Annotated in this window: 12 protein-coding genes and 1 pseudogene; 7 read left to right on the plus strand and 6 right to left on the minus strand. The window is 47.4% G+C overall.

The genetic code is table 11. The features are described from left to right. Positions 1-258 precede the first annotated feature (258 nt). Entirely contained in the window at positions 259-2,718 is a 2,460-nt protein-coding gene (locus NDI48_14405) for an IMS domain-containing protein (GenBank protein ID MEP0832364.1), read from the plus strand. A gap of 190 nt (positions 2,719-2,908) precedes the next feature. On the opposite strand, the gene NDI48_14410 is transcribed toward NDI48_14405, so the two are convergent. Further along, positions 2,909-4,795, minus strand: a complete 1,887-nt coding sequence (locus NDI48_14410; GenBank protein ID MEP0832365.1) for a serine/threonine-protein kinase — start codon at positions 4,793-4,795, stop codon at positions 2,909-2,911. A 512-nt stretch (positions 4,796-5,307) separates the two neighbouring features. On the opposite strand from NDI48_14410, the gene NDI48_14415 reads away from it, so the two are divergent. Both NDI48_14415 and NDI48_14420 read left to right on the plus strand, forming a co-directional pair. Continuing rightward, positions 5,308-5,688, plus strand: coding sequence for a hypothetical protein (locus NDI48_14415; protein ID MEP0832366.1), 381 nt, complete (start codon positions 5,308-5,310; stop codon positions 5,686-5,688). Then, positions 5,685-5,846 (plus strand): hypothetical protein, encoded by a 162-nt coding sequence (locus tag NDI48_14420; protein MEP0832367.1) that lies wholly within the window; start codon positions 5,685-5,687, stop codon positions 5,844-5,846. The genes NDI48_14415 and NDI48_14420 overlap by 4 nt, the downstream gene beginning before the upstream one ends. Positions 5,847-5,867: 21 nt before the next feature. Here NDI48_14420 and NDI48_14425 read toward each other — a convergent pair whose 3' ends face one another. Further along, positions 5,868-7,208, minus strand: coding sequence for a TldD/PmbA family protein (locus tag NDI48_14425; protein MEP0832368.1), 1,341 nt, complete (start codon positions 7,206-7,208; stop codon positions 5,868-5,870). Between the two features lie 275 nt (positions 7,209-7,483). On the opposite strand from NDI48_14425, the gene NDI48_14430 reads away from it, so the two are divergent. Beyond that, entirely contained in the window at positions 7,484-7,681 is a 198-nt protein-coding gene (locus NDI48_14430) for a Calvin cycle protein CP12 (GenBank protein MEP0832369.1), read from the plus strand. A gap of 105 nt (positions 7,682-7,786) precedes the next feature. Here NDI48_14430 and NDI48_14435 read toward each other — a convergent pair whose 3' ends face one another. Continuing rightward, positions 7,787-9,274, minus strand: a complete 1,488-nt coding sequence (locus NDI48_14435) for a TldD/PmbA family protein (GenBank protein ID MEP0832370.1) — start codon at positions 9,272-9,274, stop codon at positions 7,787-7,789. Positions 9,275-9,408: 134 nt separating this feature from the next. Further along, the gene (locus NDI48_14440) at positions 9,409-9,801 is read right to left on the minus strand and encodes a hypothetical protein (protein MEP0832371.1); all 393 of its coding nucleotides are present in this window, start codon (positions 9,799-9,801) and stop codon (positions 9,409-9,411) included. A gap of 239 nt (positions 9,802-10,040) precedes the next feature. Here NDI48_14440 and NDI48_14445 point away from each other — a divergent pair, with 239 nt between their 5' ends. Further along, complete coding sequence (locus NDI48_14445) at positions 10,041-10,544, plus strand: DUF2273 domain-containing protein (protein ID MEP0832372.1); 504 nt, start codon at positions 10,041-10,043, stop codon at positions 10,542-10,544. A gap of 36 nt (positions 10,545-10,580) precedes the next feature. Further along, a complete protein-coding gene (locus tag NDI48_14450) occupies positions 10,581-11,111 on the plus strand; it encodes a hypothetical protein (GenBank protein MEP0832373.1) in 531 nt (176 codons plus the stop codon). A 331-nt stretch (positions 11,112-11,442) separates the two neighbouring features. Here NDI48_14450 and NDI48_14455 read toward each other — a convergent pair. After that, positions 11,443-12,247 (minus strand): annotated as a pseudogene (locus tag NDI48_14455) (Uma2 family endonuclease). 610 nt (positions 12,248-12,857) lie between these two features. Between NDI48_14455 and NDI48_14460 the strand changes: the two are divergent. Then, positions 12,858-13,433 (plus strand): hypothetical protein, encoded by a 576-nt coding sequence (locus NDI48_14460; protein MEP0832374.1) that lies wholly within the window; start codon positions 12,858-12,860, stop codon positions 13,431-13,433. Between the two features lie 46 nt (positions 13,434-13,479). Here the strand turns inward: NDI48_14460 and NDI48_14465 are convergent, their stop codons facing one another. Then, positions 13,480-16,374: a GAF domain-containing protein gene (locus tag NDI48_14465; protein ID MEP0832375.1), complete on the minus strand. Its 2,895-nt coding sequence runs from the start codon at positions 16,372-16,374 to the stop codon at positions 13,480-13,482. Between the last annotated feature and the right edge of the window lie 484 nt (positions 16,375-16,858).

The following is a 16,858-nucleotide window of genomic DNA, read 5'->3' on the forward strand; positions in this document are numbered from 1 at the left end:
TTCCAGTCCGGACACCCTTCCAGATTGAGTGACGTCAAAATTGCCTCATTAGTTTAAAATCAAACAGTCTCACTCGTGGGATAGGCCATGGGCATTGCTAGAATTACTAACATATCAAAAGCAACTCGTCCCAAGCGGCTGGGCGACTGGGCTGGTTTCCGAAAGGCAACCGTTCAGCAACCACAGCATGTTAAAGACAGAACGCTATTGGCTACTATAAGTTAATTCGATAAGCTCGCATCGCTGGGGAAGTGAACCGTGCGAATTCCGCTCGATTACTACCGAATTTTAGGATTGCCGATTCAGGCTACTGCTGAACAGCTAAGCCAAGCCTATCGCGATCGCGCCTTGCAATTGCCGCGCCGAGAGTATTCGGACGCGGCGATCAACTCTCGCAAACAACTCCTGGACGAAGCCTACGCGGTACTCTGCGATCTCGAACAGCGCTCAGCTTATGATGCGAGCTTTCTGACCAAAACTTACGAACAAGAACCCGGTCAATCTGTAACACTGGGCTTTACGGGCAGCGGCGAAGGCATAGAAGCCCCAATCGACCCCCATACTCCCAGTATTGAAATCAAGCATGAGCAATTCCTTGGAGCCTTGCTGATTCTGCAAGAACTTGGGGAATACGAACTCGTGCTGAAATTAGGGAACCCAATTCTTGGAACCCGCGACAGCATTAGTTTGGATAAGGGTCGTTTGGGAGACCCCCAACTCGTTCGACCGGACATTATTTTAACGATCGCATTGGCCTGTCTGGAACTCGGTCGCGAACAATGGCAGCAGGGCCAGTATGAAAATGCCGCCTCTTCCTTAGAAACGGGTCAAGAATTACTCTTGCGGGAGGGCTTGTTCCCTTCATTACGTGGGGAAATCAAATCAGATCTCTACAAACTGCGTCCCTACCGCATCCTAGAACTATTAGCCTTACCGGAAGAAACTGTTGTAGAACGGCGTAATGGCTTACGGCTGCTCCAAGAAATGCTACAGGAGCGGGGGGGCATTGATGGCACGGGTGACGACCAATCCGGATTAAGTGTTGATGATTTTCTCCGCTTTATCCAACAGTTGCGAACCTATCTCAGTGCCGCTGAACAACAAACCTTATTTGAAACCGAAGCACGACGTCCCTCCGCTGTTGCAACCTATCTGGCTGTTTATGCCCTACTGGCACGAGGGTTTGCCCAAAGAAAACCTTCTTTAATCGCCCGTGCTAAACAGTTGCTGATGCGTTTGGGGAGACGGCAGGATGTTCATCTCGAACAATCGGTGTGCGCCCTGCTGTTGGGTCAAACCGAAGAAGCGAGTCGGGCTTTAGAACTTAGCCAAGAGTACGAACCGCTGGCTTTTATTCGGGAACATTCCCAGGGTGCCCCAGACTTGTTGCCGGGACTGTGCCTGTATGGGGAGCGTTGGCTGCAACAATCAGTATTTCCTCACTTTCGAGACTTGGCTGAGCAAAAAGCATCTTTGAAGGAATACTTTGCCGATGAACAGGTACAACGGTATCTAGAAACTCTGCCAGAGTCACCTGAGGAAAGCAACAGCGAGTGGAGTGTGGTTCCACCTCAGAATTCAGCCTATACCTCAACCAGAGCTTCCAAGAGTGTTAGTGAGCCACAGGTGCTTCGTCGGTCAGAGATCGGCTCTGTATCAGAATCGAGTCGGAGTTTATCGCGTGAGGCGCAAGCTTCTGGAAACTCAGGCTTACGCTACTCAGTTAATGAACCCACGGTTGTAGCTTCCCAGTGGACGGGTGGACGAGAAGCGGCCTCTGCTACAACCAGCCGCACGGCAACGTTGGGTACGGCGACGGAACACTCATCTAAACCAGGCTTGTCAACCCTGCCTGACGCCCAACCGCTTTCCTCCCGTTCGCGTAGCGCTGTCGGAGAGCAACTCTCAGTGGTGGGAGAGCCTACCATTACAGAAATACCTCGTGAGCCTTCTGGAAAGCCGCCGCGCCGACAACGCCAAAAAGGCTTAGCTGAACCCCAAACAACTCGTTCTCGTCAAGCCGATGCTGGGGCAGGAGTACCATCGTCGGCTGGAGAAAGCTTCAAGCGTCTACCCCCCGGTCGTCTTCAAACTTCATCGGACAAGTCCAAGTCTTCCTCAAAAGTCAGACGCCTCGTTTTAATGACCATAGCGAGTGTTGTAGGAGCAGGAATTCTAATTTGGCTGTTGATTGCCACCCTGAGTTGGCTACAAAAAACTCTACAAGGTTTTTCTGCGCCCGACTTAAAAGGACCACAGCCAATGATAGAGCTATCAAAACCTCCCATTCCTATTCCTGAACCAGGCAATCAAGGGAGGGCTCCATCGGGCCCTCTGACTCAGGAGACAGCTCTACAAGTGATTGAAACATGGCTGTCCACAAAGAAACTGGCTTTCGGCTCAGACTATCAAATCGAGCAATTAGATCAAATTCTCGCGGAGCCAGCTCTGTCGCGCTGGCGGCAACGAGTTCAAACAGATAAACAAAATAATTCGTCCTGGCAGTACACGCATAATGTGGTAGTCAACTCGGTTGAGACCAGTGAGGCTAACCCTGAGCAGGCGAGGGTAGATGCGGCTGTGAAGGAAGCGGCTCAGTTCTATCAAGGGGGTCAGCCCAATCCAGATAAGTCCTACAATGATAATCTGCGAGTTCGGTACGACATGGTGCGAAGAGACGGTCGGTGGCTGATTCAAGATATGAGTGTTGTGAACTAGCTCCTGAGATGCAATAGGTTGTCATCAACCTTGCATGAGCAGCGATTCAGAAGGCATACCCTACAGCTGGAAAAATTCCAGTATCAGCATTTCGCCTAAAGCCTTTTCGGTAGGAGTGGGGGGTACGCTCGCTGTAACAGGGGTGTAGGTACCGAATAGAGGCTACAAATCCTGCAACGGAACCTGCGCTCTAGCGCTCCATCTCTTTGCGTGCCTGTTGGCGCAGTTTAAGGGCGTGTGGATGGTTCGGTTGAAGTTGGAGTGCCTTGTCTAGAGCAACAATCGCTTCGTCCCAACGTCCGAGTTCCCAGAGCGCTTTACCTTTAGTCGTCCAAGCATCAGCAGAATTGCGCTCCAAATCAATCGCTCTATCCACGGCCCAAAGCGCTTCATAGGAGCGACCGAGTGATTGGAGTACCATACCCCGACTCACCCAGGCTTCAGCAAATTTGGGTTTATTGATAATGGCTTGCTCATAGAGTGCTAGGGCTTTGGTTAGGCGTCTTTGCTGCTGGTAGCCATTGCCTTTACCCCACATCGCTTCTGGGTATTTCGGCTTCAGGTCAAGAGCATCATTGCACGCCACCATGGCTTCGGAAAACTTTTCCAGCTTATTCAGACAATAACAGCGCCCACCATAAGCTTCAGCAAACTTAGGCTTAAGTGCGATCGCTTGGTCGTAAAATTTTAGCGCTTCCTGGTATTGTCCGGCTGTTTTCAAGCGTTCTCCCTGCTTTTGGAGTTCTTCAGCCGTCAGCTTGCGCGGTGGAGGTTTGGGCGTTGCCGATTGGGTTGGCGTCGGAGTTGAACGTTGATCAGCCAGCACACCGCTACGATTGACGGCTCGACCCGCAAACTGGGGCGAAAGTACAGTTTTGGTGACCACGAAGGTTACACCTACAGCAGTTAAGACAGCCAGCCAAGGCCAGAGTTGAACCCACTGCCTTGGGATTAACTTGAGTGTAGTCTTTGGTGGCACTCTGGTTGGCGAAGCATCAGCGGACGGTTGTCGTTGAGACAGAGATACCGTTGGCTCGTTACTACCCTCTGAAGAATGAACCGGGAATTCTGTTGGCAGCCAAATGTAAGTTTCCTCTTGATTTGTCTCCAATTCCGTCGGTTCCTCCGCCAAGGCTAGCTGATTAGGACGAGGTTGTAGTTCCTGAATGGGTAGCGCTTCTCTTAGGCCAGACGGCGGAGTCATCAGCACAGACTCTTGACGCGAACCGAGTAGACTCTGGAGTGCTGCCAAGGCATCAGCGGCGGCTGGGTAGCGATCGCGGAAATCATAGCACACCATCTTGTCCAAAATACCAGCCAGTTCTGGGCTGACATGGGGGGCATGTTCCCGCCAAACCATTTCGCCTGTTTGGGGGTCTTCGGCCATGGATTTAGGGTGAACCCCAGTTAATGCCTGAATGCCCAGCATACCGGCGGCGTAGACATCGCTGCTAAAGCGAGGAGTTCCCGCCAATTGCTCGTTGGGCATGTAACCCTTCGTGCCGATGGAAATGGTTAAATTTGTCTCCCCTGTTTCGGGATTGACAACCTGAGTGCTGACTTGCTTCACGGCACCAAAATCAATCAGCACAATTTTGCCATCACCCTGGCGACGAATCAAATTGGGGGGCTTAATGTCGCGGTGGATCACCTGTTGCTCATGGACGAACGCCAACACCTGTAGAATATCTTGCAACAGCTCAATGACCTGAGATTCTGTCCACGGCTGACCCTTAGCGAACTCTTTGGTTAACGGCTCTCCTTCAATGAATTCCTGAGCCAGATAAAACTCTTCATTGTCCTCAAAGTGTGCTAGTAGACGAGGAATCTGGTCATGATTACCGAGTTGATAGAGAACTTCTGCTTCCGTGTCAAACAGGCGTCTCGCCATAGCCAGTGTTTCAGGTTGACTCGTCTGGGGCTTGAGCTGTTTGACCACACATTGGGGATGACCCGGAAGGTGTAAATCTTCTGCCAGAAAGGTTCGACCAAACCCCCCTGCTCCTAGTTTGTTAATAATTTGGTAGCGTCCACCCAGGGGTTTCTCCGGATTTGTTGGTAGAATATCTTGGCTCATGTTAAATTGGCCTACTCGAATTCACTCGGAATCAAGCCAGTTAAGCGTTACAGGTTCTTGCTTTAGTGCAGAGGTATGTTTAGGCTTGGCTTTCCAGAAGCAGATGTGTTTCCGTCATTACGATGGGCGTTATGTCAGGTCATCTCTACTAGGAAGTAGCGACAACAACAGAAATTGATGTAGAGACATTGAAATGCAGCCGATGATTCTTCATAAGCTTTGCAGGCTCCTTAGAGAGGAAGAGGCAGAGACGGCTGGCAGAGGAATGCAAAAGCCAGCCAAGCGGATAATCTCCGTTTATTCCTTTGTGTCTGAAGACATGAGTTTGAGACCATTTGTGCCCTTACACGTCAGTGATGGTTAGGACTCTATGCACCCAACTCCTAACGGAACCCTGAAATGATGCCTAATTATCCGCACGCTTTTAGCTACAAACTCAGTAGCATTATGGCAGGATTCACATCCCTTACTGCCATTCCCTAGAGCCAAGGGTTTTGTTTTTAAGTGTACTTATGCCCAGGATACTCCTTCTCGCGCTCTTTGCCACTTTGATGACGACCTTACCCGCCCTTGCGGAAAACTGGGTTTTAGTCACTCGCGATGACCAGGGGACGGATTACTATATTGATACAGAATCCGTGCAGGGTAGCAATAATACTTATTTATTTTGGCGGATGGCTGTCCGTGCCAAACCGAATGAAGCTGGGATAGTCGCAGAAAAGACCTTTGTGTCGATGAGTTGTCCGCTACGGGCATGGCGACGCAAGGCAGTAGCGAGATTCAATGCCCAAGCCGAACTTTTGAACCGTGAGGAGTTTAGCGAAAATGAACCCTTGCAATTCTTTATAGACGGCACGGTGGGAGAAAGATTGTGGAAGTTTGTGTGTAAGTGAAGTTTAAAAGCCTTGGCAAAGAATTGAAGGATGCGATCGCTAAAACTCTAGCCGTTCTCAGTAACATCCACCATACCGTCGGGCACGAGCAGATCGTGCCCCTACCAGCAACTCTAATTTTTGCTGCTCAGTTATTTCTGCCGCACTGTACTGGATAAAACTTTCAGGAGGTGGGAATGTCAAACACTATCCGTTACGCTACTGAAGTTAAATTCCTTCACCCTTACCCCGGGTACCACACTGCTACCAAAACGCTGCACGCTACTCACAGCATCCACATCCCGTAACATATCCGGTAGACATTGGTTAAAACGTAAATTCTTAATCGGATAAGCAATCCGACCATCCTCAATCCAAAACGTACCATCCCGCGTCATCCCCGTCACCTCCAACGTCTTGGGATTGACATAGCGCACGTACCAGGCACGGTTAACCAAAATTCCTCGCTCTGTTTGAGCAATTAAGTCAGCGATTGTTTTGTTGGAACCCGACATCACAACTGGATACATTGCCCCCGTCGGCTCTTTGTCCTGCTGCTGTGCCCAGTAGCGGCTATAGGATAAAGCTTGAGGAATACCGTCTTTAATCACCTCCAGATAGCGATTACTCAACCCATCCCCAAAAAACGTACTGAACTGCAATAGAGGGTGAGCTGGATTACGTTGCACCTGTACTAAAGGACTAAAGATTTGCTCACCCAAGCGGTTGCCTGCCTCATCAGGGTGGGACATAAACGATCGCCCCTCATCCGCCGCCCGTGCATCCAAATTCCACATCACCCAACCGAGTAACTCCTTAAAGGCTGCACCATCGAAAACTACGGGATACTTGCCAGGACTCACTTCACGGGGTTGGCGAGAACTCAGGGCACGCTGAATCAGTTGCTCTGTTACAGACTCTATGGGTAACTGGTTTACGCCAAAAGCAGTACGCTGACCCCAACTAGAGCCATCTTCAATCCGAGCCGTAAAGCTAAAATCTGCATTAGTGCCGCGATCGCAAGCTCTTAATCCCCGCGAATTCCCGACAGCCTGCAAGACAGCCGATGTACTCAGCGTACCAGAACCCTCAACTCCAGCCTGACGACTCAACGCACACACTCGCTGCACGATTTCTCCGCGTGCCAAGGGTGAGAAAGTTGCTGTTTGTTCATCAAACGCCGGAGTCCGCTGCTCATAAGTTTGAGGTTCAAGTAAAGGCACCCATTCTGGGTCTTCTGGGGCAATACGAGCCAAATCTTCTGAACGTCGGATAGTCTCTGTAATCGCCTCTGGTTCTAGTTCCGTCGTTGAGGCAGAAGCACTGCGCTGACCGAAATAACTAGTGATATTCAGGCTGAATTTAGTTCGGCTGAGGTTCTGCGTCATCTGGTTTTCTGAGAAGCGCGAGAGAGCCGACTCGTTAGCGCTGAGACTGACGAAGACGCCTTCTGCTTCGGATTGTTGGATGACTGTTTCAATCAACTCTAGGGCTTGGTCTTCACCCACAAGTGTGGGTGCGGTAGCTAAGGTCACGCTCATCCTCCAATGGTTCAGGATTAACAATCGAACTTGAAATTCTATCTTTAACTAAAAAATCTGTACCTTTTGATCTCAAAAAACCGATGAACTAAAAAAATGGACTATTCCTTAAAATTTCTTAGGGGGTTGTACGATGAACAGCCAAGAGCCAATCTCAATAGTTAAAACAAATTATCCAAGGCTCTAAATACCGTTTCCTCCGAAAGAATGACGATTCTGCGAGGTACAAACCCTATTAATGGGAGTGTACTGAGGAAATCCTGATACAGGTAATCATGACACAACAAAATATTCAGAATGAAAGTGAGTCGGATCGTGGCCTCCGCGATAGCGAAAATTCGGAATCAAACCAAGACGCTACAGATCGGGATCATCGGGTAGCGAATCCGTCCATCGAAGCACAAGACAGCTCTTTTAAAGAGTACTGCGCTGCTAATCCGAGTGCCTCTGAGTGTAAGGTTTATGACCTTTGAGCCATCTTGCACCTTACTTCCTATGACGGCCTGAAGTTGTAGGAGGCGGCACGAGTGCATTTTGCGGGGCATTCCTAATTGGGGATGCTTGCATTCTCACTTCAATTATGAGGCTCCGCCAATTTGAATATCGCGCACCCGCACCGGCACGCAGGCATGGGTCATCTGAGCTAGTTGCATGGGTTCACCCTTACCACAAATATTGGTGCCACATTGCTTCCATTCGGAAGCTGGCCCGATCGCATCAACGCTATTCCAAAAGTCGGTTGTCATGGCCTGGTAAGTGACATCCTTTAACATGCCCACCACTTTGCCTTTCTCCACCTTCCAGAAAGCATCCCCGCCAAATTGGAAGTTACGCCGCTGCTGGTCAATAGAAAAGCTGCCAACGCCATCAATTAAAATCCCGTCCTCAGTATCTGCAATCATCTCTTGGAGAGTGGCAGTGTGGCTACCCCCATCTAGCCCCGGTTCCAAGCCTAAATTCGGAATCCGTACCATTGGCAAACTCGACCAACTATCCGCATAGGCACTACCATTGCTGCTGGGGCGACCTAGTCGATAGGCGGTTTCCCGGTCAGTGAGGTAGTCAACTAAAAGACCATCCTTGACAATAGGCCAACTTTGTGCAGGCACACCTTCGTCGTCATAGCCCATCGTACCGCGTCCCCCCGGTTGAGTGCGATCAGCCCGGAAATTCACGCAAGGTGCTGCATACTGGAGCTTGCCTAATTTATCGGTAGTGGCGAAGCTGGTTCCCGCAAAGTTAGATTCGTAGCCGTATACCCGATCCAGCTCTGTGGGGTGTCCGACAGATTCGTGGATGGTGAGCCACAGATTGGTGGGTTTGAGGATCAGGGTGGTGCGAATACCAGAGGGGCCTTTGGGCGCGTATACTTTTTCAATCGCTTCTTCGGCAACTCGTTCAACCTGACTCAAAAGGTCTGCGGGATTGATATGCTCGTAACCAATGTTTAGGGGGGGACGTTCGTAGTTGCGCTCTTGAGCATCACCGTTTGCGATCGCCGTACACCCAAATCCTGGATAGCTGCGGTAGATGGTTTGCTGAATCAGGGAACCTTCTGTAGAGGCAAAGGTTTTATCCTCGCGGGTGAAACGCAAGAAAGAGTAAGCTTTTTTAATGCCGTGCTCGCTATAACGCAATAACTGTTCATTGAGGCGCAACAACAACTCAGCTTTTTCGGTAATCGGTACGCTAAACGGGTCAATCTCAATAGGAGTAATGTAAGTATCGCGGTAGGCTTTGACAGGAGCTAATTGCACCCGTGTTTGCTGAGAGAGGCGGCTACCTTTAGCAATTTCTACAGCTAAAGCGACAATTCGTTCTACTTCTGCTGGGGTTTTATAGGGACTAGCGGCGAATCCCCAAGCACCATCTAACAGAACCCGCACCCCAAAGCCAGAACTGACATTATCGGAAAGTTGACTGAGGGAGCGATCGCGTGCGAAAAGATTCTGACTGCGGTAGGTGCAAAAACGGACATCCCCGTACTCGCATCCAGCACGAGCGATCGCATCAATGGCTAATGTAGCAAGGTCAGTCGTGGTAATCGGTGCGGGAGCTTGTACCATAGGAAGTCTTTGGCGGAGTAATAACGTATTGTAACGACTTCACGGCTAGCTTTGCATCGTACATCCTGCAATTAAACGCCAAGATCCCCGACTTCTTCAAGAAGTCGGGGATCTGAACAGCCAGTATTCGCACCTTATTCATTGCTATGGGAATATTGAGTTTTTACATATTGTTTCACCACAGGTACGAGACTAAAAACCATTTGATTGTCCCCTATCTGTTTTTCAATCAATGAGCGTCGTTCTAGAGATTGAAGCGAACTGAATAACTCGGAGGGGGATAATGGTATTTCTTCTATCAATTTGGTAGTGGAAACAGACTCTACTTGGTTACTAAGGCAGGACATCACCTCTTTTTCTACAGCCGACAACCGCTGAAACTGCTGATTTAATATAGCTTTTAAATCCTCGCACAATAACAGGTTTTTATATTTTAAATACTCAGATGCTCTACCATTAAATAAGTCTTGAATCAGTGTAGCAACTATCTTTAACCATAAAGGGTTGCCTCGGTAGGCATTAATCAAGTCTTGCCATGAATCCTCTTCAACTAAACCTTTGTCTCTGAGGATATTCCTAATAGTGTTACCAGGCGACAGCGTTCCTCTACAATATCCTACTTTTTCCGCCCTATTTAGATAATTAAAGATTTGAAGAAGTTTCAGTAAATCCTACTTTTTCCGCCTAGAAAAAACAAAAATTGTACCCGATCATATTTATATACACTGATTTCAGCTATTGCGGAAGTTTCTACGGATATAAAAAAATGACAGGACAAATAGTATCGACAGCTCAAGCCAATTTAAAGATGGCTCTCTGGCAAGTAGATGCTGATTCAATGAGCAGCAGTGAGCTGTATGCATGGTTAGTTGACAGTGGCTTACCCCATGAGGTAACTATCAGACTCCATGAGCTTGCTAGCTATACAAAAAAATCTGGCAACAAAGTTCTAGCTGTCGGAAAAATCATTCTGCTCAAAATCATTGAGTTTATCAAGGCACATCCTAATTTAGCTATGGGTGTTGCTCTAGGCGCTGCTGTAGGACTCTTGGTGAATTCTGTACCAGTTCTAGGGTCAGTGTTAGCACCATTGGCAACAGTATTGGGGATAACTATTGGTGCGATCGCTGGACACAGACTGGATAAAGGCAAAGAAGTCAATGAAGGAATAATTGGAGTTGCCCAAGACATTATTGAAATTGCCAGGGATTTTTTCAAATTATTTATTGATATTTTCAATGCTATCTTCCGCAACGTTATTACTGCCTAAAGAAAAATTAAATCAACTTAAATCAGGAATTCTGATATGTTTGGAAATAAAACCCTAACTAAAGAGCAACTTCTTAAAGCACTTGAGGAACTGGAAAAAAATCCCCAGGATAGGCTAGGAATTTTAGCTGATATTGGAGTTGGTGTTGTAGGTGCTGCTGGTGCTGGCTATGCTGCTTCTGTTTTGGGAGCTAGTGCTATATTCTTTGGGCTGATTCCAGTTGCCGCTCCCGTAGCAGTAGTTGCTGGCGGTGCTGCCTTAGGTGGACTGGCTCTCGTAGGAATCAAGAAGATGCTGTTTGATGGCACTTATGACGAAGGAAAAAGAGATCAAATACGAATTCAAATAGAGGAAAACCTAAGGGATATTGAAGCTAAAGAAAAGGCATCTAATTTAGGGGAAAATGATAAGAACCAGTTTTACACTTTCTTGAAAGAACCAGTAAAGTTTGATCTAATCAGTCCAGAGGATGCTCAAGGTTTAATAAACGCTGTAGAAAGTGGCAAAATGTCATTAAAGGAAGCGTATCATTTAGTAGAAGATGTAATTAATTCAGCAAAACCCTAACTTCCTTCTGACTTCACGACTTGAAATGCTAGATATTGGCTATGCCGTTTGCTCCTAGTGATGCTGATATCTACTTCAGATGAGGTGAAGAAATACCAACTCTTCAGAGTAAAGCCCGAATGCTTCAGAAAGAACCCCAAAATACTCCTTGGTGGCAAATGCGGGTATTTTAGTAATCTTTTAGGTTTGAATGCGATCGCACTTCGTTTAGGTAGGTGCGATCGCATTTTTTGTGTCTGGATTAGTGCAGAGTGCTTCCTTCTGCGAATGCAGGTACGATTTGCGCCATTCAAATCTCAAATGAGAGAGGCATGAGGTGCGATTGCCTCTCCTACACCTCTGGCTCAACCCCTAACGCCCGTAACTGCTCCGCCAACCGCTCAGCCCGTTGTTGAGCTAACTCCTTCTCCTGCCGCTCTTGTTCGAGACGTTCCTCCGCCGTCAGCAGCAGATTCCCCCCTATATCCCACCAGCGCAGCCAAGGCCATTCCTGATTCTGATACTTACCCTGCCAAATGCCCAATTCTGTTCCTAGAGGTTCAATGGGATAATGACCTCGCTCATTCGCTGGCATGAGCTGATAGCGCCCGTTTACTAACTGATAAACCTCCACTCGTGCCTTTTTGACTTCATAGATGCCATAGTAAGGGATACGAATTGCTCGTTCGTAAACCCAAAACTTACCTTTCTTGGGAGTTTTGTCTCGTTCTTCCACACCCTCCCCAGAAACGAATTCCAAAGCAATTAGCGGCGCGACAAATTCCTTCCACAAGACATAGGAACGGCGAATTTCTCCATGGAGGTTAGGTGGCACATCCGGTACATAGAACCAATCCGGTGCCTCTGCTCCTCTTTCCGCTGGCTCTGGCGGTTCTGTCATGCGCCAGTAAATGCCGCAATCTCGACCAATGCAATACTGCCCATCTGGGTGGAGTTGCTGCAAAATTGGTGTAATACAGTCCGTGAGGAGGTCGCCTTCTGGGGGTTCGGAGAAAATTTTTGCCTGTGGCACGCTCCGCGAACACAAACTTACCATCCGAGTCGGGAAGCTGGGTATGATCTGGCAGGGAAGCAGGCAAACCCGCTGTGGGAGACAAATCGGTTGACGGGTCTAAAGATTGGGTGGTCTGGCTCATATCGCTTGAGGATGTCAGTATCCTGAAGGTTATACCCATGATTGCTCCAAAGCCGGAGCTGAGGTTATCTCAAGGTTAGCCCAAGGAGCGATCGCCCACTGTAGAGTACTTCGTCGTGCTTGCCGAATAGACGCAGTCCTTGGGGCGATAGGCTCAAAGCGTCTTGCCCAAAGGGCGATCGCAAATGGGAACAAGTCAGTCGTAATAATCGGTGCGGAGGCTTCTACTCTGGTAAGTCTTTTCTTTGCAAGGTGGATATTGTATCTTAACTACTTCACCTGTTTTCCTGCGTTATTGACAACTTTAGCGTAGTGCGGCAGGTTTCAGGTCTCCAGCACAAGAGCTACTTTCCTATGCTCAAGAGCGTCCTCAACAAAGACCTAAGGCTCAGGCGTCGCAGTAGCCAATATCTTTTTGGGCAGAGAGCTTCACTTGAATTGGTAAAAACTGAGACAATTACCAAAGGGTTCTCCAGCAAGATTTGAAATGTATTAGCTGAGATTGCCTATGAGTAACTTTGACGTTCTACAAGACTATCCACAGAAGCAAGATTTTGGCACAATTGATCCATTAACTTTCCTCTTATGACCTTTTCTAAAACTTGGGATTAATGAAACCAACTAATCAACCCATACGCTTGCAACTTAACCACTATCGCTCCTATATTGCGATATCCTATGATGACATAGAAGTGGGTTTTTGCACTCCTGAATTTGCCGACCGAATTGTTGAAACGTTTAATGAGTATGAGCGGCTACACGAAGATAATGAAACTTTAAACAAAGCCTTACAAATGGCTTGCAGGGACTTGGTCAAACAATCAGGTGGCAACGCTTATCATGTTACTCGGCGCATCAAACAATACATAGAAAAAGCTAAACGCCCTGAACATGGTACACGAGCCATTGCCTTCTTACTACGCGAAAGACAACGGGAACTTGACCTCAGCAACAGGGAATTTGTGCGCTTCTGCTATTCTTACAAACTGGCTCCTCAAGAACTGAAAGATATTTTTAGTGGCAAAGACATTACAGATAACCAACTCAAAGTTTTATCGCGAATTCTCGGAAAATCGGCTGAGGAGTTAACCGAAGTGCGAGATGGTTTTAGCGATAGTGAACTCAATCGCTTAGCCCGAATTCTGGGTACCTCGAATGAAGAATTATCGGATTTATTCAAAGGATAAACTATCCTAAACTCAATTAGGATATTTGACCCGATGAGGCTTTCACTTATTTTTGTGTGCTTCTAGACCGATTAGTAATTCCTGGCAGAATCACACCCACTTGATTGTTAAAAATCTCCATATCCTTTTGATCCTTTTCCTCAAAACTCAATTTGAAGTAATCGGGTACGTTAGGCCAGTCAGACGAATCATATTCGGGAAAATCACCAGGCTTCCGTTTGTTAATGAGTTGAGTGACACCCAGTAACTCGCCATCCGAACCCACAACTGGCATACAGAGTAGGCTACAAGTACGATAATGGGTTCTCTCGTCCGTTTGTCGAGCCATGTAAGAGTCAGGATGGTCATATAAGTCAAAGGCAATATTCACCGCCTGACCCGTTTGAGCAACCTTGCCCACAAAGCCTTCTCCCATCGGGACTCGTGTTTCCAGCCAAGAACCATCGCCTTGGCGGATAGTTGTCCACAATTCATTAGTTTGGTGATCCAACAACCAAAGGGAACTGCGATCGGCATTCGTAAGTTTTTTCGCAGCTTGCATCACTTTTTGAATCAAGTCTTCTGGATGGCCACTACTTTGGCTCACGAAGCTAATCGCTTGATAGAGCGGATCGATCGCTTGTCGTTGCTCCTGAATCGCTCTAATTTCTCGATGGAAAGATTGGAACGCTTGTAGGATTGGCAGTATCGAGGCCGTACACTGCTGTAGCTTCTCTGCATCCGCTTTTGTAAAGCCCCTAGTATCAATTCGTTCGGCTAACGGAATACTGGGGTCAAGAGATAGGAATTTGTTAAATGACCGAACAATGGCGATCACCTTTCCTCGTTGATCCAAAACAGGAAATAGTAACAAATTATGCAAGCTACTTATACTTTTCGAGGTGATGCCTCTATGGATTAAGACATCGTTCAACTTGCTAGGTTTACTACTGGCTTGTACAGCTTTTGAGTCAACAATTTTATTGGCGATCCCTAGATTCGCCGAAATCCGAATCTCTGAGGCATTACTCGCTTCTTCCTCAAAAATTAACGACCAAAATCCAGTTTCTTCGGCATCCAACATGAAAATCGTTGTATGCTCAGCTTCCAATAACTTGTTAATCGTCAGACTAATAAAACTCAGCAAATAGTAAAGTGCATTGTAGAGAGCTTCATCACTCTGGTCTAGTATCGAATTACTCAGTACAGCTAGAGCATTATAAATCGCTTTTTGCGGTTCAACTTGCGCTAGCTGCTTCAGGGTTTCATGGGTTCTCACAAATTGGAGTACCACTCCAACGCGCTCATTAAAGACTTGCATCGACTGTTGGTCGTTTTTGTCAAAGCTAGTCTTAAAGAAATCGGGAACTGTCGGCCATTCTTCTTTGTTATATTCACCGAAGTCACCGGGTTTGCGTTTGTTGACCAGTTGGGTGACACCCAGCAACTCGCCATCAGGACTCACAACGGGCATACACAGTAAGCTACAAGTGCGATAACGAGTTTGCTCGTCGATTTTTTTCGCATTCTCGGCGCTAGGGTGGTTGTATAAATCGAACGGAATAATCATGGGTTCGCGAGCTTGAGCCACTTGACCGGCGAAACCCACCCCAACCGGACACCGGACTTCCCCTTTACCCGGAAGTTCGGTCCACAAGTCACCCCGGTCATGATCAATCAACCACAGCGTACTGCGATCAGCATTCAGCAGTTTTTTCGCTGTATTCATCACCCGTTGCAGGATGGCTTTGGTATCCAAATTAATTTGGTCAAGAGAGCGGGTGGCTTCGATCAGGGCTGCCGTTGCCCGTAGCTTCTTGGTTACTCTATAACAAGACTGGCAGCTTTCTAAAATCCGGCGAATCGGAACCACACATTTCGCCAATCGTTCTAGGTCTAATTTTGTAAAGCCCTGTGGCTTAGTGGGCTGCTCACTGCTCTCCTGCGACTTCTCCGGCTGCAACTTGTTCAGCAGTTGAATAACAGCAACGACCTCTTTGTGTTCATCCAAGATCGGCAGGGCTAAAATATTTTGAGTTTTGTAATGGTATTTCTTGTCATATTCTTTGACTAAAGCGGCGCGTGGGTCTTCATAGACATTGTTAGCAATATGAATAACTTTCCTAGTCTGGGCGACTTGACCTGCAATCCCTTCCCCGACTCGCACCTGAATATCGAGAAATTCTCCCTCTTCATTCTCCGCCACTAGCGACCACAATTCTGTCTTGTCGTCATTGAGTAAATAGATTGTGGCTCGGTCTGCACCTAATAAACTTCCTACTTTTGCCGTAACTTCTCGTAATACTTGGTAGAGAGCCTGAGCTGAACCTTCATCCTCGGCTTCATTGTCGGCCTGAGACAAAATTTCTACCTGAGAAACTAGCAGTTTTCTTTCTAATTCAGCCAGAGTTCTCAAAAATTCTGTGTCAGTTGGTTCAACCTCAGATTTTTGATTTTTCAAGGCATGTTCAATCCAAGCCTCGCTAAATATGGCCTCATAAACCCGATTGTGAGGCTTTAACTTGCCTTGTTGCTTGACGACTAAACCCAATAGTCGCAATTCATTTTGTTCGGGTGTGTCATTGGCGACCACAACCTCTTGCCGCAAAATACGCTGATAGAGCTGCAAGAGCCTAACACTGCGCTGATTTCGTCTCAGGAGGCGATCGCGGATAGTTCGCAAATGATCGAGTTCCGGCAGGGTCTCCCATTTTTCAATGAGCTGTTGGCGCACCAAGCGGTCAAACCATTCCGCTTCCTCACCGACCGGAGGTGAATCCTCCGCTTCGACAATCAGTTGACATAGCTTTTGGGTGAGTAAGGGCTGTCCCCCCGTCCATTTCAACACCTCTGTTAGTAATTTTTTGTAATTTTGGGATTTTTCTTTTAATCCCTGAGCAATGAGTAATCCGCTCTTGATAACTTCGCTATGACGTAAGGATTCAGATGTATTTGTGATCATGGTGCAGCCTGATGGGAGAGTATTAAGTCTTAAACTTTCTTAAAATTTAGGAATTGGGAGCAGGTCACTAGCAGCTACAGATGAGTTTTGAGTGTTTCATAGATTTAGCTGTATTTTACGAGGAGTTTTGCGTTCCCCACGAGTTAATCTTGGGCACAACTTATAACTCGAAAGCGACATAGCTGTTGAACCACCGACGCTTCAGCTCAAATTCCGAGATAAAGCCTAAAGGGATTGGGCAAGCGGATGCTTCATCCCAAGTTATATTGGTTTAAATCACTCCCCATCTCGGCGTTGGGAGCATTCGTGTATTAGATGCATCTCCCTAGTGAGCAAATAGTATATCTAAATCAGAACGACAGGATCAGCTAAGCCTTGTTCTCTATTATCTTGTCTCAACGACAGTGATCGGTGAACAGTAACCTGTCTAATTTTGAATTTGCTCGACAAAGACAAATAAGGGCGTTAAGCCACGAGTTTATCG

This window comes from Microcoleus sp. AS-A8, from assembly GCA_039962225.1.
Taxonomy (GTDB): Bacteria; Cyanobacteriota; Cyanobacteriia; order Cyanobacteriales; family Coleofasciculaceae; genus Allocoleopsis.

Excerpts from the sequence above, each read along its gene's own strand:
- NDI48_14435 (MEP0832370.1), bottom strand. The coding sequence starts at position 9,274 with ATGGTACAAGCTCCCGCACCGATTACCACGACTGACCTTGCTACATTA.
- NDI48_14425 (MEP0832368.1), bottom strand. The coding sequence starts at position 7,208 with ATGAGCGTGACCTTAGCTACCGCACCCACACTTGTGGGTGAAGACCAA.
- NDI48_14460 (MEP0832374.1), top strand. The coding sequence starts at position 12,858 with ATGAAACCAACTAATCAACCCATACGCTTGCAACTTAACCACTATCGC.
- NDI48_14465 (MEP0832375.1), bottom strand. The coding sequence starts at position 16,374 with ATGATCACAAATACATCTGAATCCTTACGTCATAGCGAAGTTATCAAG.
- NDI48_14450 (MEP0832373.1), top strand. The coding sequence starts at position 10,581 with ATGTTTGGAAATAAAACCCTAACTAAAGAGCAACTTCTTAAAGCACTT.
- NDI48_14410 (MEP0832365.1), bottom strand. The coding sequence starts at position 4,795 with ATGAGCCAAGATATTCTACCAACAAATCCGGAGAAACCCCTGGGTGGA.
- NDI48_14430 (MEP0832369.1), top strand. The coding sequence starts at position 7,484 with ATGACACAACAAAATATTCAGAATGAAAGTGAGTCGGATCGTGGCCTC.
- NDI48_14415 (MEP0832366.1), top strand. The coding sequence starts at position 5,308 with ATGCCCAGGATACTCCTTCTCGCGCTCTTTGCCACTTTGATGACGACC.
- NDI48_14445 (MEP0832372.1), top strand. The coding sequence starts at position 10,041 with ATGACAGGACAAATAGTATCGACAGCTCAAGCCAATTTAAAGATGGCT.